This window comes from Shewanella chilikensis, from assembly GCF_037953065.1.
Classification (GTDB): domain Bacteria; phylum Pseudomonadota; class Gammaproteobacteria; order Enterobacterales; family Shewanellaceae; genus Shewanella; species Shewanella chilikensis.
This window is the reverse complement of the sequence record NZ_CP149966.1, coordinates 102817-124556: the sequence shown is the minus strand read 5'-3', so window position 1 is coordinate 124556 and position 21740 is coordinate 102817. Positions and strand designations below refer to the sequence as shown.

20 protein-coding genes are annotated in these 21740 nt (G+C 50.4%); 13 read left to right on the top strand and 7 right to left on the bottom strand.

Features of this window, described 5'->3' with window-relative positions; translation table 11 throughout:
* Positions 1 to 319: 319 nt before the first annotated feature.
* Both WKR14_RS00565 and WKR14_RS00560 read right to left on the bottom strand, forming a co-directional pair.
* Positions 320 to 2428, bottom strand: a complete 2109-nt coding sequence (locus WKR14_RS00565) for a sensor histidine kinase (protein ID WP_101053229.1) — start codon at positions 2426 to 2428, stop codon at positions 320 to 322.
* A 2-nt stretch (positions 2429 to 2430) separates the two neighbouring features.
* Positions 2431 to 3813 carry a sigma-54-dependent transcriptional regulator gene (locus WKR14_RS00560; protein ID WP_039035395.1) on the bottom strand — a complete coding sequence of 461 codons (1383 nt, stop codon included), beginning with the start codon at positions 3811 to 3813 and terminating at the stop codon, positions 2431 to 2433.
* 280 nt (positions 3814 to 4093) lie between these two features.
* On the opposite strand from WKR14_RS00560, the gene WKR14_RS00555 reads away from it, so the two are divergent.
* The 8 genes from WKR14_RS00555 to mutM are packed head-to-tail and all read left to right on the top strand — an operon-like array spanning position 4094 to position 11058.
* Positions 4094 to 4906: a substrate-binding domain-containing protein gene (locus tag WKR14_RS00555; protein ID WP_101053231.1), complete on the top strand. Its 813-nt coding sequence runs from the start codon at positions 4094 to 4096 to the stop codon at positions 4904 to 4906.
* Entirely contained in the window at positions 4903 to 5610 is a 708-nt protein-coding gene (locus tag WKR14_RS00550; protein ID WP_101053233.1) for an ABC transporter permease, read from the top strand. Before WKR14_RS00555 ends, WKR14_RS00550 begins: the two co-directional genes overlap by 4 nt.
* Positions 5611 to 5618: 8 nt before the next feature.
* The gene (locus WKR14_RS00545; protein ID WP_101053235.1) at positions 5619 to 6326 is read left to right on the top strand and encodes an ABC transporter ATP-binding protein; all 708 of its coding nucleotides are present in this window, start codon (positions 5619 to 5621) and stop codon (positions 6324 to 6326) included.
* The gene (gene mobA / locus WKR14_RS00540; protein ID WP_101053238.1) at positions 6310 to 6903 is read left to right on the top strand and encodes a molybdenum cofactor guanylyltransferase MobA; all 594 of its coding nucleotides are present in this window, start codon (positions 6310 to 6312) and stop codon (positions 6901 to 6903) included. The genes WKR14_RS00545 and mobA overlap by 17 nt, the downstream gene beginning before the upstream one ends.
* A 9-nt stretch (positions 6904 to 6912) precedes the next feature.
* Complete coding sequence (locus WKR14_RS00535; protein ID WP_208143356.1) at positions 6913 to 8718, top strand: bifunctional molybdopterin-guanine dinucleotide biosynthesis adaptor protein MobB/molybdopterin molybdotransferase MoeA; 1806 nt, start codon at positions 6913 to 6915, stop codon at positions 8716 to 8718.
* A gap of 8 nt (positions 8719 to 8726) precedes the next feature.
* Positions 8727 to 9713 (top strand): GTP 3',8-cyclase MoaA, encoded by a 987-nt coding sequence (gene moaA, locus WKR14_RS00530; RefSeq protein WP_208143357.1) that lies wholly within the window; start codon positions 8727 to 8729, stop codon positions 9711 to 9713.
* A gap of 54 nt (positions 9714 to 9767) precedes the next feature.
* The gene (locus WKR14_RS00525) at positions 9768 to 10226 is read left to right on the top strand and encodes a hypothetical protein (RefSeq protein ID WP_101053244.1); all 459 of its coding nucleotides are present in this window, start codon (positions 9768 to 9770) and stop codon (positions 10224 to 10226) included.
* 16 nt (positions 10227 to 10242) lie between these two features.
* Positions 10243 to 11058 (top strand): bifunctional DNA-formamidopyrimidine glycosylase/DNA-(apurinic or apyrimidinic site) lyase, encoded by an 816-nt coding sequence (gene mutM, locus WKR14_RS00520; RefSeq protein WP_045283807.1) that lies wholly within the window; start codon positions 10243 to 10245, stop codon positions 11056 to 11058.
* Between the two features lie 7 nt (positions 11059 to 11065).
* Here the strand turns inward: mutM and WKR14_RS00515 are convergent, their stop codons facing one another.
* The 5 genes from WKR14_RS00515 to coaD form a co-directional block, all read right to left on the bottom strand.
* On the bottom strand, positions 11066 to 12787 hold the full coding sequence (locus tag WKR14_RS00515; RefSeq protein ID WP_339087200.1) for a glycosyltransferase family 39 protein: 1722 nt from the start codon (positions 12785 to 12787) through the stop codon (positions 11066 to 11068).
* Positions 12787 to 13461 carry a TVP38/TMEM64 family protein gene (locus tag WKR14_RS00510; protein ID WP_208143359.1) on the bottom strand — a complete coding sequence of 225 codons (675 nt, stop codon included), beginning with the start codon at positions 13459 to 13461 and terminating at the stop codon, positions 12787 to 12789. Before WKR14_RS00510 ends, WKR14_RS00515 begins: the two co-directional genes overlap by 1 nt.
* A gap of 1 nt (position 13462) precedes the next feature.
* Positions 13463 to 14194 (bottom strand): glycosyltransferase family 2 protein, encoded by a 732-nt coding sequence (locus tag WKR14_RS00505; RefSeq protein ID WP_117200940.1) that lies wholly within the window; start codon positions 14192 to 14194, stop codon positions 13463 to 13465.
* Between the two features lie 198 nt (positions 14195 to 14392).
* Positions 14393 to 15886, bottom strand: coding sequence for a capsule assembly Wzi family protein (locus tag WKR14_RS00500; RefSeq protein ID WP_420884223.1), 1494 nt, complete (start codon positions 15884 to 15886; stop codon positions 14393 to 14395).
* A 5-nt stretch (positions 15887 to 15891) separates the two neighbouring features.
* Entirely contained in the window at positions 15892 to 16383 is a 492-nt protein-coding gene (coaD, locus tag WKR14_RS00495; protein WP_101053250.1) for a pantetheine-phosphate adenylyltransferase, read from the bottom strand.
* 313 nt (positions 16384 to 16696) lie between these two features.
* Between coaD and WKR14_RS00490 the strand changes: the two genes are divergently transcribed.
* Genes WKR14_RS00490 through WKR14_RS00470 form a run of 5 tightly spaced genes read left to right on the top strand, consistent with a single transcriptional unit; the run spans position 16697 to position 21570 of the window.
* The gene (locus tag WKR14_RS00490; protein WP_339087199.1) at positions 16697 to 17731 is read left to right on the top strand and encodes a glycosyltransferase family 9 protein; all 1035 of its coding nucleotides are present in this window, start codon (positions 16697 to 16699) and stop codon (positions 17729 to 17731) included.
* A gap of 51 nt (positions 17732 to 17782) precedes the next feature.
* Positions 17783 to 18736: an ADP-glyceromanno-heptose 6-epimerase gene (gene rfaD / locus WKR14_RS00485; protein WP_101053254.1), complete on the top strand. Its 954-nt coding sequence runs from the start codon at positions 17783 to 17785 to the stop codon at positions 18734 to 18736.
* Positions 18737 to 18761: 25 nt separating this feature from the next.
* Complete coding sequence (locus WKR14_RS00480; RefSeq protein ID WP_339087198.1) at positions 18762 to 19622, top strand: glycosyltransferase; 861 nt, start codon at positions 18762 to 18764, stop codon at positions 19620 to 19622.
* A 17-nt stretch (positions 19623 to 19639) separates the two neighbouring features.
* A complete protein-coding gene (locus WKR14_RS00475) occupies positions 19640 to 20416 on the top strand; it encodes a glycosyltransferase family 25 protein (RefSeq protein WP_101053256.1) in 777 nt (258 codons plus the stop codon).
* A gap of 8 nt (positions 20417 to 20424) precedes the next feature.
* Entirely contained in the window at positions 20425 to 21570 is a 1146-nt protein-coding gene (locus WKR14_RS00470) for a glycosyltransferase family 9 protein (RefSeq protein WP_165564251.1), read from the top strand.
* Positions 21571 to 21740 lie beyond the last annotated feature (170 nt).

Sequence of the window (21740 nt, the reverse complement as noted above, 5' to 3'; positions counted from 1 at the left end):
CAAATAGCTAATGACTCCCGGCCTGAGAAACTAAGTTTAAAGTAATTAAAAATCATTACCTTAAGGGATTTTCTGTTCAGAAATCTAAGGTAGGAAAAATTAGGCTGGAAAATTTTACCGCGAAAAGCCAAAAAACAGTTGCAAACATAAATGAGAACGATTATCGTTAACTTGCGTTCCAAAACTCATCCTTAGCTTTAGGCCCGCAGTACCCGCTGAGAGTTATGGTGTTCCTGAGTTTGCAAAGCACGACATTGCTCACACACTCTTTGTGGCCGGGTTAATTACCCGGCTCTTTTTTTGTTTGTAAACCAATAGCCTACCCGAATAGCAAACCATCATAGGGGCCAGACTGATCCTCTTTGGCCATATGGTAAATACTGACAGTAAACTGCGTCCCCTTACCCAAAGTCGAGCTGACTTCTATGGTACCGCCAATGCGTTTGATAATACCGTAGCTCAGCGACAAGCCAAGCCCGGTACCATCCTTACGAGTGGTATAGAAGGGATCGAATATCCGGCTCAACTGCTCCTGTGGGATCCCTGATCCCTCATCTTCAATCTCTATCTTGATCCCCACAGGCTCATCCTGCTCCACCCAGTCATAGGTGCGGATCCAGATCCGTCCCTTACCATCCATAGCGTGAGCAGCGTTGACCACCAGATTGATCAACACCTGCAGCAGTTGCGGACGATTCACCTGCACCGGATAACTGGCATTCAGCTCAGGCAACAACACCACTTCCTGTTTACCCAATGAGTGACGTACCAACAGCTGCATCTCTTCGATAATAGGCGTGATTTGATGCATCTCCAGCGGCGCATTGAATTCACCGGGACGGCTGTACTGCAGCAAGCTGCGGATAATAGTGCTGATACGCCCTACCTGCTGGATGATGAGGTCTATCTCCTCCTCAACGACCTCAGCATTGTCGCCAAGCTCCACCCGCAGCAGTTCCATATTACCGAGGATTACGGCGGTAGGGTTGTTGATCTCGTGGGCAATCCCTGCGGTCAGTTCCCCGAGGGCAGTCAACTTTTCATTGGTTACCAACTGCTGACGGGTTTCGTTCAATAATTGCACGTTGCGCTGCAGCTCTTCGGTTTTTTCCTGCAGGCTACGGGTACGTTCCTCGACCTTCATCTCCAGTTGCTCGGCCGCCGCTTGAATTTGCGCATTGCGGCGCTGCAATAAATCGAGCATACGGTCGAACTGCTCGGCCAGGTTGGCCAGCTCATTGTCTCTGTCCAGTCCCAGCTCGCCGATACGCAGATTACGCCCGGACTGCACCGCCTTAACCACTTGGTGAATACGCTCTATCGGCTGCAACAAACTGTAAGCGCCGCGATAAACCAAGAGTCCGGAAACCAGCAACACCAACATCAAAATGGTGCCCAATTCTATGATATTAAGCAGATAATTGTGGATAAAAGGCGACTCGGAAAAACCAGAATAGATCATGCCTATCCGCTGGCCACGAATATCGGTCAGCGGCGCATAGGCCGAGATAAACCAGTCGTTGTACACAAAGGCTCTATCGACCCAGAGTTGGCCTTTAACCAACACCTGCTGACGCACCTCTTCAGACACCAGAGTGCCCAATGCCCGGCCGCGATTCTCATCCTCTTTGGGGAAGAAATGCAGAGGCACATTGGTGCTGATGCGGATATTATCGAGGAAGATAGTCACAGTGCCTATGGAACGTTCCGGCAATGTGCCCTTGTCATAGACCAGATCGCGAATATGATCGACGATACGAGTGTTGCGATTAAACAGGATCCCGCCATCCAGATACCAGCCGACCTTGCCGTTTTCATCGGCTACCGGCAGCAGGCTGCGGCTAAGCATGCCCCGTTCTTCCACTTCTCTGTCGGGATTTTGTGCCCTCAGGGTCATTTTCACCGGGATCTTGGCACGTTCGGCCAACTCGGGATCGATTCGCGCCAGCCGCGAGCTGGACAGCACCATCAGCCCAGAATAGGCGCTTTGTCCCTGAACCAAGGGCAGCATCTGCCGCAAATCCGGATCGGCCGCAGCATCAGCGATTCTAACCAAACGCAGAAAATCGAGATCCAACGCCTTACGTTGCTGATCCAGAAAAACACTGAGCTCTTTCTGCTTCAGTTGCTCCCCTTCGAGTATCGAGCGAAAATGGGTCTGGAAGTCGAAGGACTGCATCACATGTTCCAGCTGCTTTTCCTGGCGCTCCTGCACCGCAGCCAGTGTATTGTTGGCCACAGTCAGGTCGGCTTTGACCTTCATAAACAGCTGTTTGCCTGTGTAGCTGATGTTCCAGTAAATGGTGATAAACACCAGGCTCACCAGCGTCAGCAAGATGGGCAACAGAGTCAGGATCAGAATGCGATAACGCACCTTTGCCTGCAGCTGCTGCCAGCTCAGGCCAAAGAGCCGTTTAAACAGTGACAAGCTCAGACCTCCGACTCGCAGTCAAACCACTCTTTATATTTACGATCCAGAGTCTTGCGAGACACTCCCAGCACCCGGGCTGCCGCCGACTTATTGCCGCCGTGGGAATCAACCACGGCCGTGACATGGTCTTTTTCCACATCCTTGAGCGCCCAGTCGTGGGGATAGCCAGGCTGGGCATTCAGTTCGGCCTTGGGCTGTTCTTTCCAGTATTCCGCCGGTGGTTTACCGAGCAGAATGCAGCGCTCTATCATGTTACGCAATTCGCGAATATTCCCAGGCCACTGATGTTGCTGCAGTTTGAGCAGGTCTTCATGGCTCCAGACCACCTCTTTCACCCCGAGCTCTGCGGCCAACTGGCGGGTAAAGTGATGGGTCAATTCCACCACATCATCCGGTCTTTCCCGTAATGGCGGGATAACTATGTCGAGCACATTGAGACGGTAGAAGAGATCGCGGCGAAAATGCCCGGCTTCAACCTCTTCAGCCAGCTTACGGTTGGTTGCCGCTATCACCCGGACATCAATATTAACTTCTTTTTCACTGCCAACCGGACGAATCGCCTTTTGCTCCAACACCCGCAGCAAGGCCGTCTGCATTTTCAGCGGCATTTCCCCGATCTCATCGAGGAAGATGGTGCCTCCGGAGGCAAAGCTGAATAGACCTTCGCGATTGCCCTTGGCACCGGTAAAAGAGCCAGCGGTATGACCAAAGAGTTCACTCTCCAGCAGCTCGGGAGCAATGGCGCCGCAGTTAACCGGCACAAACGGGCCCTGACGACCACTGAGCAGGTGAAGTTGCCTGGCCACCAGCTCCTTACCCGTGCCGGACTCACCTTCGATAAGCACCACCGCATTGGTTGGTGCCACTCGCTCTATCACCCGCTTGACCTCCATCATGGCATCACTGTTGCCTATGATGGTGGAGGAATAGCCACTGGACACTTCCCGGCGCAGCATTAAATTTTCCCGCTTCAGCAAGCGCCGCTCGATGCAGCGGTCGACCGCCTTCATCATCTGCTCTAGATGGAAAGGCTTCATGATGAAGTCGGAAGCGCCGGCCCTGAGTGCCTGAATCGCCACTTCCATATCGGCATAGCCCGTCATAAAGATAATGTCGGAGCGCCGCTCCTGATCATCCAGCGCCTCACGCCACTCAATACCTGAGCGGCCGGGCAGACGTATATCCACAATCAGCAGGTCGAAGTGACAACGACTGCGCAGTTGTTCGGCTTCTTCTATGCTGGCGGCGGTTTCTACCAGGGCAAATTTCTTTGCCAGCGCTTTGTTGAGAAAACTGCGCATACCGGGCTCGTCGTCGACGATCAACACGGACACGGCAGAAGGCATTGGCTTAGACTTTAGTGGCTTTTCTATCTGGCTCATATTGTCGGCTTCAGGACATTTTGACTCAATTGAAATAGATTCTATCATTGATACGGTAAAAATTGGTCACTATGAACCAGCGAAAAAGCCGATTGGGACAATTTGTCTGACACTTATTTACCAAGCTTGGGATCCAGTTCACATATTGGATCCCTCAATATCGGTTTAGAGCAGACATTCATCTTTGGCACCCAAATTGCTTTATTGGGTGCGAGTACAAGGCCGTGGCCCGCTGGCTTATGGGTTCGGCACACTTATAAAATCATGCCAAGGAGCAATAATGTTGAACTTGAAACAACTGCTGGGTCTTGCCATTGCGGCAGGCCTGATGATCTCTGCCCCGGCTTCCGCTCAGGAAACCATCAAGCTGGCCACCACCACCAGTACTGAAAACTCAGGTCTGCTGGGTTACCTGCTGCCAAAATTCGAATCAGAATCAGGTTACAAGGTACAAGTGATTGCCACAGGTACAGGTAAGGCTCTGAAACTGGGCTCTCAAGGTGACGTGGATCTGGTAATGACTCACGCTCCTGGCGCAGAAGCCAAGTTCGTTGCCGACGGTTTCGGTGTTGAACCTCGCGGCATCATGGAAAACGACTTTGTTGTCCTAGGCCCCAAGAACGACCCAGCCAAGGCTCGTGACAGCAAGAATGCCGAAGAAGCCTTCGCCAAAATCGCCAAGTCAGGCGTACCTTTCGTTTCCCGTGGTGATGATTCAGGTACTCACAAGAAAGAACTGCTGATCTGGAAAGCTGCCAACGTGACTCCAGACTTCAAAGGCTACACTTCTGTAGGTCAAGGCATGGGTAAAACCCTGCTGATGGCTAACGAACTGCAAGGTTACACTCTGTCTGACCGTGGTACCTTCGTGGCTTACAAAGCCAAATTGGACTTGGGTATCGACTTCGACGGCGGCGCCACTCTGGCCAACCCTTATCAGGTAATCCTGATCAATCCTGCCAAATACCCTGATCTGAATCACAAAGGTGCACGTGCCTTCAGTGATTGGTTGATTAGCAAAGAAGCACAAAGCATGATCAACAGCTATAAAGTTCAAGGTGAACAACTGTTCAAGGCAACTTACGGCAAATGAGTGAAGGCTGGTTAGCCCTTATACAGCAGGCCCTCGGCCTGCTGTTTTCCAGAGACCCCGAAGTCTGGTCTATTATCTCCGTCTCTTTCTCGGTATCTTTCGCGGCACTGCTGATCACCTTGCTGCCGTCAATGATACTGGGGTTCGCCTTGGCGTTTGTTCAGTTTCCCGGCCGCTGGCTGGTGACTAATCTGGTGCAAACCCTGCAATCCATTCCCACTGTGGTGGTGGGCCTGCTGGCTTACCTACTGCTGACCCGTAACGGCGCCCTGGGCGACCTGCGCTGGCTCTTTACCCAAAAGGGGATGATCCTCGGACAGATGATGATCTGCGCCCCGGTACTGATAGCCATGAGCCATGCCGCCTTCACCAGTGTCGACCGCCGCGCCTGGGAAACCAGCCGCACCCTGGGTGCCAGCTGGAGCTCGGCTATCTGGGTGGTTTGCCGCGAACTAAGAGTACCGCTGTTACTGGCGATTATCGCCGCGTTTTCCCGTATCATTACCGAAGTCGGCTGTTCCATGATGGTTGGTGGCAATATAGCCCATGTTACCCGTAACATACCCACCGCGATTTCGCTGGAAACCAGTAAAGGGGACTTCGCCCAGGCCATAGCCCTTGGCTTGGTACTGCTGGTGCTGGCACTGATACTGAATTTTGCTCTGGGTACTCTGCGCGGCAGGGCCAGTCCCAGAAGTCATTAGGACGCTTGATGATAAAGCTGATAGCCCAAGATCTTGAGATGCGTTTTGGTGAACGCCTGTTATTTCGCGCCCGGCAACTGGAGTTTTGTCAGGGTGAAGTCATCTATCTGCAAGGTGACAATGGCTGCGGTAAAACCACTCTGATGAAACTGCTGGCCGGTTTACTCAAACCCAGCGCCGGTACCATCTATACCCAAGGATTTCCAGCGACACCCTGGTGGCGAGGTGATACCTTGCTCGGTAAGGCTATTTACCTGCATCAGCACCCATACTTGTTTGAAGGCAGTGTCAGCTACAATCTGCAACTGGCGCAAAAATACAGCGGCTTGAATAAAGCCGAGCAGCGCACTAGGATGCAAAGCGCGATAGAAAATGCCCAACTGGGGAAACTACTCAAAACCAACGCCTCAACGCTGTCCGGCGGTGAACGGCAACGGCTGGCACTGGCCAGAGCCTGGCTGTTGAAACCCAAGTTACTTATGCTGGATGAACCCATATCCAATATGGACAGAGCATCGCAACAAACCGTTTTTGCTATGATTGCCGAATTGAAGCAACAAGGCACAGGGCTGCTGATCAGTAGCCACCAGCATTCAGAACTGACAGCACTTTGTCACCAACATTGGCATATAGAATCACAACAACTGACAACCTCAGCCAATTTGACCCTGGCCACGGAAGAACTGCAGGAGGAGAACTATGTCGCAGCGCATTGATGCGGTGATACTCGCCGGAGGCATGGCCAGGCGTATGGGCGGAGAAGACAAAGGCCTGGTAGATCTGCTGGGGCGCCCCATGATTGCCTACGTTATCGACAGGGTAAAACCTCAAGTGAATCAGATCCTGATCAACGCCAACCGCAATCAAACACGTTATGCTGAGTTCGGTTTTCCTGTCATTGCCGACCTGGAGCAGGGCTACCCTGGGCCATTGGCGGGGATGATTAGCGCCCTGGACAAAACAAACGCCGATCTGCTGTTGGTGGTGCCTTGCGACTGCCCTTTGCTGCCCAAAGACCTGGTCGAGCGTATGGCGCAAAAGCTGCAGGCGTCAGAAGCGGATCTCGCCGTGGCATCCGATGGCGAGCGTGAGCAGCCAGTGGTTATGCTGCTCAAACCGACGGTGAGGGATTCGATGCAGGCCTTTCTCGATTCCGGCAGGCGCCGTATCGATCTCTGGTACAGTGAACACCCGGTAGTGGTTGAATCATTCGCCGATCAACCCAGCGCCTTTATTAACGTCAACACCAACGAACAAAAACAACAACTCGCGGCGGAAATATCCCAAGCTTAAGAGGTTTTTATGAGCACTGTCTTTACCAATCCCCTGTCCATTCCCGTGTTGGGCTTCTGCGCCTACAGCGGCACAGGCAAGACCACGCTGCTGAAGCAGTTGATCCCTGAGCTGAATCGTCGTGGTTTAAGACTGGCAGTGATCAAGCACGCCCATCACAACTTTGATATTGATGAGCCGGGTAAAGACAGCTATGAGATGCGCAAGGCCGGCGCCAGACAGATGTTGGTGGCCTCCCATGTGCGTTGGGCCTTGATGACTGAAGATCCGCTGGACAGAGATCCGGACCTGCTGCATCTACTCGGCCAGTTGGAACAGGACAAGGCCGACCTGGTGTTGGTGGAAGGCTTCAAGAAACTGGCGCTGCCCAAGATTGAATTACACAGAGCCGCCCATGGCAAACCCTTTATCCATACCGAGGATCCCAATATCCTCGCAATCGCCTGCTGTGATGAAACCAAGCTGCCGGGGGAGATCCGCCGCCTGGATCTCAACAATGTGGCGCAAATTGCTGATTTTGTGCAGCAGTATGTTCGCGAGTATCGCCCCGAATTCAAGTCCTCTTCAGCAAGAGCCCTGCCCTTAAGTGCCTGTGAGCTCGGCAGCGAACAAAATCTGTCGGTACGTCAGGGCATCGACCATATCCTGGAGCAAGTCAAACCCGTCACAGAGACAGAGCTGTTGACGCTCGATGAGGCCGACAACCGTATTCTGGCCCAGGACGCCATATCACCGGTGAACGTACCGCAGCAGACCAACTCGGCAATGGATGGTTACGCCTTCGCGTTTCAAGACAATATGTCACAATCCTTTGAACTGAAAGGAGAAGTGCTAGCCGGTCATCAATATTCTGGCCAGTTGCAGCCGGGTGAAGCGGTACGAATTATGACAGGTGCGCCGGTTCCTCTTGGCGCAGATACCATTCAACCCAGAGAGCTTGCCACCGAAACCGATGGCAAGGTCAGCTTCAGTGGCAAAATCTATCGCGGCCAGCACGTGCGTCTGGCGGGTGAAGATATAGCCCAAGGTGCCGTGGCCCTTGGCAGTGGCACACGTTTAGGCGCTGCCGAACAAGGCCTGCTGGCTTCACTGGGACTGTTTGAGATGCCCCTCAAACGCCGCCCCAGAATTGCCGTATTTTCCACCGGCGATGAAGTCAGCCAACCCGGCACTGAGCTCAGGGCCAACTGCATCTACGACTCCAACCGCTATACCATCAAGGCGATGGCCAAACGCCTTGGCTGTGAAGTGCTGGACTTGGGGATCATCGAAGACTCGGAAGCCGTTCTGAGCCAAACATTGAGCCAGGCGGCGAATCAGGCCGATGTGATTATCAGCTCGGGCGGGGTGTCCGTCGGCAATGCCGATTATATCAAGACAGTGCTGGCCCAGCTGGGGAAAATCAACTTCTGGCGTATCAATATGCGCCCGGGACGCCCATTGGCGTTCGGTAAGATAGACCAAACATTGTTCTTCGGCTTGCCCGGCAATCCTGTGGCCGTGATGGTCTCTTTCCTGATGTTTGTTCAACCGGCATTGCGTAAACTGGCCGGTGAACCAAGCTGGCAGCCAAGACTATTACCGGCGATTGCCGATGAAGCCATGCGCAGCCGCAGCGGCCGCACCGAATTCAGCCGCGGCATCATGACCCTGGGAGATGACGGCCAATTACACGTACGCACGACCGGTGCCCAGGGCTCAGGCATGCTCAGCTCCATGGTCAAGGCCAACTGCTTGGTGATCATCGGCGAGGCCGATGAACGCATAGAGGCGGGTGAAACCGTCTATGTACACCCGTTTGCAGACCTGCTCTGAGGCTGCCCTTGAACAGCCTGAGTGACGGCTTTGGCCGCAAAATAGAGTATCTGCGCCTCTCCATTACCGACAGGTGTGATTTTCGCTGCATCTATTGCATGAGTGAAGATCCCTGTTTTCTGGAGCGGGAACAGGTACTGAGCCTGGAGGAACTGGCCTTTATCGGCCGCGCATTTACCGAGCTTGGCGTCAGCAAGATACGCCTCACCGGCGGCGAACCCTTGGTACGCAGTGATTGCGACCGCTTGGTGGCGCAGCTGGCGGCGCTACCCGGGCTCAAGGATCTTTCCATGACCAGCAACGGCTCCAGGCTGGCCAAGCTGGCTCCGGCGCTGAAAGCCGCCGGCTTGAACCGCCTTAATATCAGCCTGGATACTCTAAAGAGCGAACTCTTCACCACCCTAACCCGTAACGGCAAACTGGAGCGGGTGCTCAAGGGCATAGATGTCGCCAAAGCAGCCGGCTTTGACAGGATCAAGATCAACGCCGTGATCCTCAAGGGACGCAACGAAAACGAAATTATCGATCTGTTGGAATATTGCCGTCAAAAGCAGCTGGACATCGCCTTTATCGAAGAGATGCCTCTGGGTGTGATGGAAGAGCGTTCTCTGCCAAGGCACATGAGCAGCAGTGATGTCAGGGAAATTATCAATCAACGCTGGCCACTGAGCCTGTCATCCAAGCGTACCGGCGGCCCGGCACGTTACTACAGCATGGCCGACAGCCCTATCCATATAGGTTTTATTTCACCCCACAGCCATAACTTTTGCCATGAGTGCAACCGGGTCAGAGTCACGGCCGAAGGCCGCTTGCTGCTGTGCCTGGGGAACGAACACTCACTGGATCTGAAGCAGATCATCCGCAGCCATCCTGGTGATATAGACGTATTGAAGCAGGCTATCTTCGAGGCGATTCAACGCAAACCCAAAGAGCATCACTTCGACGATCCCAATCAAGTGCAGATCCTGAGGTTTATGAACAGCACAGGTGGCTGATACCTGCCACCGTGCTACACTGGCGATTCGACCTCAATCAAACTATTTTTGCCCATGGCACTGACCCGCAAACAGTGGAATAACATCATTATTCTGGCCTCCATCCTGATGGTGTCGGTACTAACCTTGCTGGATAAACGCATGAACTCAGTGCCCGATACCCGCGAACTGTTTGACAGCCATACTGAACTGCAGCAGCTGCAACTGGGCGGGATCTGGTTGGCACAGGCCGCCAATGGCCAATGGCAGTGTGATCCCAAGGTGCTCAATTGCGCCGACTGGAGTCAAGCCTGGCTCAGTATTCGGGTATCACCATTAGCCAGTAAGCCTGAACTCACCCAAGATGAGCGGCCACGAGAGTTGCTGTTGAAAGTCAGCGGCGCTGCCGAGCCACAACTTTGGCTGTTCTACCCCCATCAGGGACTGCTTAAATCTGCCGCCGGGAACTGGTATCTTATTCCCCCTAGCCTCAGAAGTGGTGTTATACCTCTGCTGAGTGTATCCACAAGCTGATAGAGCAGAAAGCCTTATGCCAGAATTGCCGGAAGTGGAAGTGACCCGCCTCGGGGTTGCGCCGTATCTTGTTGATCAGACCGTCAGTAACCTTATCGTTCGTAATCCTTCACTGCGTTGGCCGGTACCCGAAACGGCCCGCAATATCATAGGACAGACCATCAGAGCCGTGCGCCGCCGCGCCAAATACCTACTGCTGGATACAGATGCAGGTACCTGCATAGTGCATCTGGGGATGTCCGGCAGCCTGCGGATTTTGCCCCGTAGCACACCGGCGGAGAAACACGATCATATAGATCTGGAGCTGGAAAACGGCCGGGTGCTGAGGTTCAACGATCCGCGCAGATTCGGTGCCTGGCTCTGGTGCGAGTTGCCGGAAACGGCACATCCGCTGCTGGCCAAACTGGGCCCCGAACCTTTAACGGATGCCTTCAATGTCGAGCAACTGCACGCGGCGCTCAAAGGCAAGAAGAAGGCGATAAAACTTTGTCTGATGGACAATGCCATTGTGGTGGGTGTCGGTAATATCTATGCCAACGAAGCCCTGTTTGCCGCCGGGATCCACCCGCAGGCCGAGGCCGGTAAAGTAGATAAAGAGCGGCTGACAGTGCTGGTCGCCGAGATAAAGCTGATCCTGGCTCAGGCCATCAAACAGGGCGGCACCACACTGAAAGATTTCACCAATGCCGAAGGTAAACCGGGTTACTTTGCCCAGAAGCTGCACGTCTATGGCCGCGGTGGGGAAACCTGTACCCAATGTGGCCATATGTTATCCGAAATACGCCTGGGACAGCGCACCACAGTGTTTTGCAGCCTGTGCCAAACGCGCTGACTCAAGACTATTCCCGCATCCACTGTCCCGGATGCGGCGTGTAGTAACTGACCATGGTCTTGGGTGCCTGACACTCGGGTAAACTCGCCGATGCCGCCAGCAAATACCAATCTTGCCTGTGAGCCGAGCCCATGTTCTGACCCTTACTCAAGTCAAAGCATTCAAGGGTTACCCACCCAGGAACCAGGAGATAACGTTGTTTACCTTGTTGCAGCCACTGCCAGGCCCGGCGCTCCTGCTCGGCGGTGGATGCCAAATAGCTAAAATGGGTAATACTTATGGGAGAAAACAGAATAAACTGCTCCTTGAAGCGGATCAGCCCAAGCTCGGCTTCCTCACCTATCACCTCGGCAGTATGCTGCATCAAGGCCTTGGGAGTACGTATTTCATCGAGTAAAAGATAGCCCCAGGTACTGACCAGAAGCCATCCCAGGATAGTTACAGCGCCAGCCCTGAACAGCGAAGGCTGCTTCCTTAACCACCAAATCAAAATTAGCCAGGTGGTTCCCAGCACCATAAACAGATAGCCGATACCTGTGAGATCATCGGTATAGTCCGCCAACCTCTCGAGCAATTTGGGATGGTGCAGCAATGCCAGCACGCCTAAAGTCAGCAGCAAGCCCCCCAACAACCACAGCAAGGCGGAAACCAAGCGCTCAAACCACAGACACAAGTGTGCCTTCTGCAGTGCAGCCGCAATGGCCAGCGCGGCCATAGGCAGTGCCGGCAAAATATAGAGGTTGCGCTTGCCGGGGCTGATACTGAAAAATACCACCACCAACAAGACCCATAACAGCAAGACGGCAATGCCTGGATCTGCCTTAATAGCTGCCCAGAGTCGCTTTCCGTAAGCCAATGCCAATAAAGGCAGTGGGAACCAGAGCCAGGGAATGACACTGAAAACAAAGAAATACCAAGGCTTGATATGATCCCAGGCATTAACGTAACGCTCACCCGTCTGCTTAAACAGAATATTGTTCATGTAAGCCAGGTGCTCCGGGCTCGCGGATGCTTGAACCGTCAGTATCATGGGAACCAACCAGAGCGCAATTACGGCTAGCATAACAACCGGCCCCAATAGCGCCCGCCAGCGCCAGCTCTCTCGCCATAAGCCTCGTTGCCAGCTGTAAAATGCCAACGGCAACAGCAACAGCAGAGGCAGAAAGCCAACCCCCTTGGTGATAACCCCCAACCCCATAAAGCCCCAGGCGGCGAAATACCAGCCCCAACTCGGCCCTTTGAGGAAATGGCGCAATAGACCATAACACCCTAAAGTAACCCAGCACATCACCATGGCATCTATCTGGGCATTCTTGGCCTGCATCAAAAATTGCGGCACCAATAGCAGCAGCAGAGCGGCATTGCGCCCGGTGCGAACATTCCAAAGTCTGGCGCCCAGATCGTAGACCAGCATCACTGTCAACAAACCACACAGAGCATTGGGCAGCAAGAAAGCCAGCTTGAGATCACCAATCAAGGCGTAGCAAAGTGCTATGGCCCACATGAAAACCGGCGGTTTATCAGGATAAAATTCGCCGCCGCGACTGGGAAACAACCACTGACCGCTACTGACCATTTCTCTGGCGACTTCGACAAATCTGGGTTCGTCAGCAGGCCAGGGAGAGCGGAATCCAATTCCCAGCAACATAATAAACAGGGTCAGCCAGAACAATGCCCAAAACACCCTGGTGTAACTATCACTGTCAAAGTAGCTACGCAGCCAATTCATCAAAGCTCCTGTTTATCTGTGACCAAATCATCCACCTGACGACTCAGGCGATTACGGTAAAGGTAAGTTCCTATAAAGCTGGAAAGCAGCAAGAGCACCAGACTGATGCCAAGTTGATACTGATCAGACAAACCCAAACCGGCCCCGGCATAGGCAAAGATCAGCATCTGCGGTAAATAACCAATGAAACTGCCAAGCAAAAAACCGCCGACAGGAACCCGGGTTGCCCCGGCGAAAAGATTAGTCAACAGGTTACTGCCCACAGGTAACAGCCTGATCATTAATACTTTGAGCCAGGTGCGATGGATGATCATCCGTTCAAAACGTTGCAGCCGTATACCAAAACGTTTTTGCAAGAATTCGCGTACCGTCAAGCGGGCGCAGTAAAAGCTGAGAAGGCAACCCGCCAAGGCGGCAAAAGTAGAAAACAGGGCGCCAACAGCCCCCCCCAGAGCAAAACCGAAGACAAAGGCAATGATCTGTCTCGGCCCCCCCACGGCAGTAAACAGGGTGCCCACAGCAAACAGTAACGCCAGTCCACCACTCCCTTGGCGCTGAATATAGTTGGCAACCCAATTACTGTCGGTGAGATGCTCAAACCAGCCTGCCTGAACGGCCAACATCAGCCCAAGCAAGACAGAGAGCAACAACAGTGTCTTTAGCAAACGCTTCAACTTAATCCCGGCGGCTGTGTTCAATGCTGTCTATCTCGGCAATTTTGGCCCGGCGGATCAACCACATCACCCCCAAGATGTCGACGATTCCCACCCAGAGTCGATTCCAAGCAGTATATTTTGAAATACCGGCTTGTCTGTCTCTGTGATTAACCACGGAAATGCGCACATCTCCCCCCATGCGGCGGATAAGCGCCGGAATATACCTGTGCATATGGTTGAAATAGGGAAGTTTCAGAAAACTGGCTCGTGGAAACAGTTTAAGGCCACAGCCGGTATCCGGAACGCCATCGTGCAACAAAGCATCGCGTACCCGGTTGGCAAAACGGGATTGAAAGCGTTTCCAAGCTGTGTCTTTACGGTGTTTTCGATAACCTGCGATACAAAAATCAGCACTGCTCATTTGCGGGATAAGCCGGATCATAGCGGGAATATCGGCAGGATCATTCTGCCCATCGGCGTCCAGCGTCACTATATATTCCCCCTTGGCCTCGCGCACTCCCGTGCAGATAGCCGTGCTCTGGCCTGTACTGCGTTTATGACGGATAACTCTGGCATCACAGCCATTTTGCTCTGCGGTTTGTAACACTTCTTCAGCAGTGTTATCGCTGCTGCCATCATCCACAACCAGAATTTCAAATGGAATTGTACTTGCCAAGGCCTGACAGATTTCGTTAATGAGAGGGCCTATATTGCCGGCTTCGTCTTTGGCGGGTATTACGACTGAAATCAAAAATAAGCTCCCGGGATACTGACCTAAAAACAGTTCAAGCCTATGAAACATAGGCTTGAACTGCAGCATAGAAGTCGTTTCTTAAGGCTAAATTATGTCAACGCCGCTTTTTACGCAACCATTAAAACCAACATTGATAACATTTCAATTACAGACATAAAAAAGCCGGCTAAGCCGGCTTGGGGAAGATGTTATTTCTCAGAATCTGTATTCGTAACTGCCAAATAGGCTGGCATCGGTATCGTTATCAGTATCGAATTCCGAACGGGAAGCGGTTCCCCCAAAAGTCATCATTCCCTTCAGCAAGGGCATTCGATAGCTGAGCTCCAACATCAATAGGTCTTCCTTGGCAGGCTGAGGTGCCCAACCATGAGCAGGAGACTTGCCGTCTTTATTGAGTTGAGCATAGCGCAGGTAAGCGTTGATGCCGTGGCTGTCGGCAAATTGCCCCACCAAGCCCAACACATAAACCTTGGCATCGCTGTCATAGGTGGAGCCCAAAGAACGTTGATAGTAACGTGAACCACTCAGGTAAGTGCTATGTTCATAGAAACAGTTAAACACATTAGGGTCGCTGCCACAGGCTACCATTGTATCCGTATACTCGAAGAACAGCTTATATTGTTGCTGCGCCAGGTTGAAGCGGGTATCAGCACCCACCAGCATGGCACAATCGGCAATCTGCCATGGCGCCGAACCGCTGGAGTCTTCACAGGTGCGCTCCAGATAAAGGCCGAAAGGCACGTTAAACAGAGTGTCGGCATAACGAATATCGAAGCCCGCCATCTGGTTGCCCACCTTGGAATTCATAGAAGGGTCGCAGCTAGCTTCTCCATCGGCACACTCGGTCCCCCCTGAAATAGCATCCCAGAACGAACTAAGATCACAATCCTGGCCTTCACCACAAAATTGCGTGGTCCAGGAAAGGCCTATTTCCAACTGTTTGAAGGGTCTGACACTGCCGCGCATATTCCACAGCAGGGTATCTTCGATGGCCCTGTCGTCGTTCATCCAGCTGATGCCGGTAGTCAAGGTCCAGGGGCCAATCCAGGATAACCAAGGGGTTTCAAAGCCAGCGGCATTGTTGCGACTGAGCATCACAGACGGCATGGGCCTGGCATTATTTGATTTATGCAAGGCCGAATCAAACCCTGGGCCCCACCACTGCTGCACAGTGCCTGCGGTCACTATCCAATTGCCCAATACCACAGCCATGTAGGAATCATCCGGACGAGCGTTCTCATCATCCTGAGCATCATATGCCCCGGTTCCTGCAACCTTGAAGGCAAAACGTTCTCCGACATATTCATAGGAGGCACTCAGTTGTCCCTCCTCACGATAGTCAGAACCAAAATGTTGAAACCTGGCAGCATCGGTTGCCGCCGTTGCCTTGATGGCCGCATTACCGCGACTGTCTATCGCCTGACGATAGTAAAAATTCACTCTGGAAAAGGCGTCGGTCAACGCCGGGGTCAGGGTGGCCGGCTCAACTTTGGCCAAGTCGGCACCGATACCGGCCCACATCAAGGGATAGGTATTGACCGGAACCGTGATTACCCCGGCATCGGCCAGCGCTTGTATATCGGCTCTTAAATAAATGTCAGAACTATCAACCCAAGGCGCCGCTTGACTCATAGTACTCATTCCCAGGCCAATGCCCAGTACCAAGCTTTTGTACAAAAAACTTCTCATTGAAATTAACTTCCTTGCTTTTTGATTCGGGTAACCAAGGCCTTGGCAACATCCGGATGAACAAATTGACTGACATCGCCCCCGTGCAGCGCGACTTCCTTGACCAAGGTCGATGAAATAAAAGAGTTTTCTTCTGCCGGAGTCAAAAAGACACTCTCCAGTTCAGGGTGGAGCCGACGATTCATATTGGCCAGTTGGAACTCATATTCGAAATCAGACACAGCGCGCAGCCCACGAACCAACACATTGGCACTCTGTTCTTTGGCAAAGTCCACCAGTAGCCCGGTAAAGCCAACCACCTCGACATTGTCCAGATGTGAGGTCACCTTGTTGAGCATGGCGACCCTTTCTTCCAGAGTAAAACAAGGCTGCTTCGATGGACTGGCCGCCACACCTATCACCAAGTGAGAAAATAGCGCAGCGGCACGTTGGATAAGATCCGTATGCCCATTGGTGACAGGGTCGAATGTTCCGGGATAGATGGCTTTCGTGTACATGACTCTCTGCCCTAAGTTGATGGTGTAATCGCGCCTAGTTTACCGAGTTCTCTCCCAGGATTGAACCATTGACATCGAATCGGTGTGGTTAATCCTTAACAACGGTTGTACCCAGGAGAGTCTGAGTTCAAGGCATTTAGCGACCCATGCAAATCTTTCAGACGAAACCTGATTATGAAAGACGAAAACACAGATCTATGGAGTTTAAATTGGTATACTGACACGCCTTTTTTCGTGAGTGATCCATTGATGTTCGCGAGGATGTAGACATCAATGGACCACTTAAGTTTTTACAATGAGTTGATTTTTTCATATGTTAAAAAGAGTATTGGTCATCAAACACGATAAAATTGGCGACTTTGTCCTCATGTGGCCTGCACTGTATTTACTCAGGCATGCTTTACCGCAAGCCAGTATTGAAATGTTTGTCTCTCCAGCCGTAAAGCCATTTGCTGAAGTATGCCCTTATGTTGACCATGTCATTGTCGATAACGGCAATGACGAAGAGAGTGGCGAAGCCATCACCGCCAGGCAATATGACGCAATTCTCATCTCTCAATCCGAATACCGTATCTACAAAATCTTACGTCACATAGATGTTGCCTATAAACTCGCTCCTAAGCATAACTGGTACCAATATCTCTATAAACATAGAGCCAACGTTCAGTATCGTAAGGGAGAGCCCTGTTGGCGTGGAGCTTGCCTACTGGTAGAGCACTTCCTTAATCACTTTGGATACAGTATCCCAGCACTTCCCAAACAATATTGGGATAAGCAAGCCGTGCGAGACAAATGGCAAGCCTATTACGAACATTCTGCAGGTGAAAAGTTAATCTTTGCTCATCCGGGTACAGGCGGGTCATCCGGTGCGCTCGCCCCAAAGGACTTTGCCTACCTATTAACACAGATAAACGCCAATACTAAAATCGACTGTAAGTTTGTACTCACCTTCAACGGTGACGAAGAAGCATTAGCGCAAATAATCAATAAAGATTTACAAGCTAATGGAGTCAAAGTGGTAATGGCTAAACCTTTAGCCGGCCTTGCCGACTTTGCCGAATCACTGGTCGCTGCCGACATGTTTATCGCAGGTTCAACAGGCCCTTTACATATCGCAGGGCTTCATGATGTGCCAACTGTAGGGTTTTACGCTGGGAGGCGTTCAGCGCCCAAGATTCGCTGGCAAACTTTGACCCAGAGCCACAAGCGTCTAGCCTTTACTCCACCGATAGGCAAAAAAACTGGCCGAAATATGGCACTAATCGATTTTGACGCTGCGGCACAGGAAATTGCACAGTTTCTAGATACCTTTTATGGTGAGCCCCAACCACTCACCTCGGATTTATAACATTTAGCGACTCAAAATTGATATGAGTCACACGAAAATTGGAAAATACTTATGATAGTAGTCACAGGTGCCGCAGGCTTTATTGGAAGCAACTTAGTTAAAGCGCTCAATAACTTAGGACGTAGTGATATTATTGCCGTAGATGACCTGACCGACGGCACCAAGATGTTTAATCTCGCCGACTGTGAAATCGCCGACTATCTGGATAAAGCAGACTTCATCGAACAGATAACCCAAGGACAATTCGATAACAAGGTTGAAGTGATCTTCCATCAAGGCGCCTGTTCGTCGACCACAGAGTGGGACGGCAAGTTTATGATGGCTAACAACTACGAGTATTCCAAAACCCTGCTCCACTTTTGTGAGCGTACCGGCAGCCAGTTTATCTATGCATCTTCGGCCTCTGTTTACGGCGGCAGCGATAAGTTTGTCGAGCAGCGGGAGCTGGAAAAGCCGCTCAACGTCTATGCCTACTCCAAGTTCCTCTTCGATCAATATGTCAGGCAACATAGCTTCACGACTCAAGTGGCCGGACTACGTTACTTCAACGTTTATGGACCAAGAGAACAACATAAGGGCGGCATGGCTAGCGTAGCCTTCCACTTCAACAATCAGATCAAGGCGAATGGCATCTGCCGCCTATTTCAGGGCCACGACGGCTTCGAAGATGGTAAACAACTGAGAGACTTCGTGTATGTCGAAGATGTAGTCAAGGTCAACCTCTGGCTATGGCAAAATCCGAGTGTCTCAGGGGTGTACAACTGTGGTACGGGTCAAGCACAGAGCTTCAACGATGTGGCCAATGCGGTGATCGCTTATCACGGTAAGGGGGAAATCGAATATATTCCTTTCCCGGATAAGCTCAAAGGCGCCTATCAAAGCTATACCCAGGCGGATCTCACTCGGCTTAGGGCTGCTGGATATACTCAGGCCTTTAAAACAGTCGAGCAAGGAGTACCCGAGTATTTGGACTGGCTGGCCGCGCAACACTTTATCGGTCAGTAATTAAGCCTTGAGGAGCCCATTTGTAATGAAAGACAATCAATTGAAAACAGCTATTTTTACGCTTGCTATTGGTGATGAAAATCCCATGTACCGTGCCGCGTTACTCAGTTTCGAAAGATATGCCGAAAAAGTCGGTGCTGATCTTATCGTTTCAAAGGAGCTCCATTACCCAATCACCATCACAAATCCAAAACATACCGCCAGCCCTGCATGGACAGAGAAGTTATATATCAAGGAGTTATTGAAAAAATACGATAGGGTACTGTACCTGGATGCCGATATCATTATTACTCCAGATGCTGACAACATTTTTGAAGTTTATAATGAACTAGATACTATTTATCTATTTAATGAAGGACAGTTGCTAGAACGTCAACCTGTGATAGACAAAATCTCTGCGATCATGGGTGAAATAAAAGACTGGCCAAAAGTAAATGGACGCCCTGTCTACTATAACCTAGGCTGCATGCTAATTTCACGCCAATGTCCGGTATTTGACATTGCCTCATTATCTGATCTTCAGAAACTTTGTAATCACATAAAGTACTATGAACAAACTTATGTAAATTACCTGATACAACGTGATAATCTCAAAAATAAAAGCATATCTTCACGGTTTAACCGCATGGATGTTTTAGGGGCAGAAAATTATAAACAAGCCAGCTTCATCCATTATGCTGGTAGAGGCTATACTAACTCTTCTTTAAAACGTGAAGTCAGATTTGTAAACGACTTCTGCGACATATTTGCTAACCAAATAGATGCTGACATTTTAAAAGAAATAAAAAGTGACGGCTGGGACTTGTTTATCGACAAAGCACATAAGCGTTATAAGCTACCGAGAACGATCATCAGTGCCTTGGCTAAAGCCTTCGTCACCATTTAAGGAAATAGCTAAAACTCATGATGAAGTATAAGGTTTTCGTTATCAATCTAGCCCGCTCTACTGAGCGGATGGCCCGCATTTCCGAGCAACTCAATCGTGTTGGAGTCCCCTTCGAACGCATAGAAGGTGTTGATGGCAACCTACTAACAGATGAAGAAATTGAACAGGTTTCTCCTGCCAAATTAGTGCAAAAAAACTATTACAGGGCGCTAAGTAAAGGAGAGGTCGGTTGCAGTCTTAGCCACAAAAAAGCATGGCAAAAAATTATCGATGATGACTTGGATTTTGCCTTCATCCTTGAGGATGACATCTACCTAGAAGACAATTTCTCCGAAGTGGTCGACTTAATGCGAAACCTACCCACAAAAGAATGGGATTTCATTAAGCTTTATCCACTCCGCAAAGGTGGCCAGAGTAATATTAGGAATGCTTATACTTACCATAAGCACAAATTTATTAGCTATCATAAGTTTCCAATTAGCGCTGTAGCACAGGTAGTGAGTAAAAAAGGAGCGAAAGCACTTATCAAAAACATGCCTTATGTGGTACAGCCAGTTGATGGGCACCTAAAATCCTGGTGGACGCTAGGTATTTATCCTTTTGGACTCATCCCATACTGCGTTTCAGTCGATCTGACGGGCCTATCGGACATCAACCCTCATGGGGGGCTTGAAAAGATGAAGCAACGTAAATTAACCAAGCTATATCTTAACTGGCAACGTGCCCTGGCGCGGCTTTTTGCAACGCCTAAGCTTGACAAAAAATTCACACAGTTTACCAACTATCTAAAATAGAGATTCTTGTGTCTGTCATAATTGAACATTCAAGCATACTGAAAGCTAAACGTGTCTTGTACATGACACACTTGGCCATTGGTGACTTTGTCTACCAAGGTGTTTGGTTACGCGCCTTTAAAGCAAAATACCCTCATCTTAGTATCGATATCTGGTTTGATGACTGTCGCAGTAAGCCCCACGATTGGGCCAAAGGCCGCAACAAAATTCTATCGGAATGGATAAATGCAATAGGGGATTTCGACGACGTCTATCCCATAGTGAGCAATTTGAATCAACGTCAAGCAGCAATCCAAGCAGCTCGAGAAAAAAACTACGATATCATCATTTTCGTAGGGAAGAATCGTAGCGAACAATTTGCAAAGATTGCACGTCAAATCTCATCGACAGCCGTAGTTGTCGCCACCATGAACTACACCCTAAGAAATCTATTTAGCAGTAAAATCCATGCTGGCAAACTCGATGGTATTCTCAACTACCGTGATATAGCTAAAAAAAGCTCACATGTTACAGAGTTCTATGGTCATTGCTTTAATCAATTTCTAGGATTAGATACCAAAGATCTCATTAACGGCAACAAACAACTCGATATTAATATTAGTCCAGAATATCAATCTAGTGTCCAACCCGTGATAACCTCACTCACACAGGGTGACTCAAATAAACTCATTATTTTTATCAATCACCTATCAACGGCGACGAAAAAAGACTACCCTTGGCTTCAAGTGAAACAACTGATCCAGCTGCTTAATTCAAAATATGCCAACCTGGTATTCATAGTCAACACACCGCCAGATAAGCTTGAATCTGTCACGGCAGAGATAAGAGCAGATAGAGATTTAAATCCAAAACAGATCACGACTTTTACTGCACTGAATAATTTCTTTGAGCTTCCTGCTATCATAGGTCTTTGCGATCTAATTATAAGCGTAGATACAGCTACTGCTCATCTAGCTGTATGTATGTCTAAGCCTCAAGTAACCCTAATGGCCAGCGACTTTAAGCTCTGGCAACCACTGGGGGATAGCATCATCCTTGAAGGTACAGGTAAAGCAAGCTCTATTGCCCCACACCAAGTCGCAAATGCAGTGGAAAAGCAAATCCTAAACTTCTATGGTGAAACAGAAAAATTTCAGCCTTTAATCAACAATTGAGCATATGTTGAACATAAATCTAGGCAGGGAAAACTTTATAAAGCATTATTTATTAATGCTTTATATTTAGCCCACCAACAACGAGGCTGTAATATCAGGGTTTGTAAAACGATTAAACAAGCAAGAACTTAAGTAAGTAGGCTGCAAGTAGTGAAAGTTCTATTCCATTA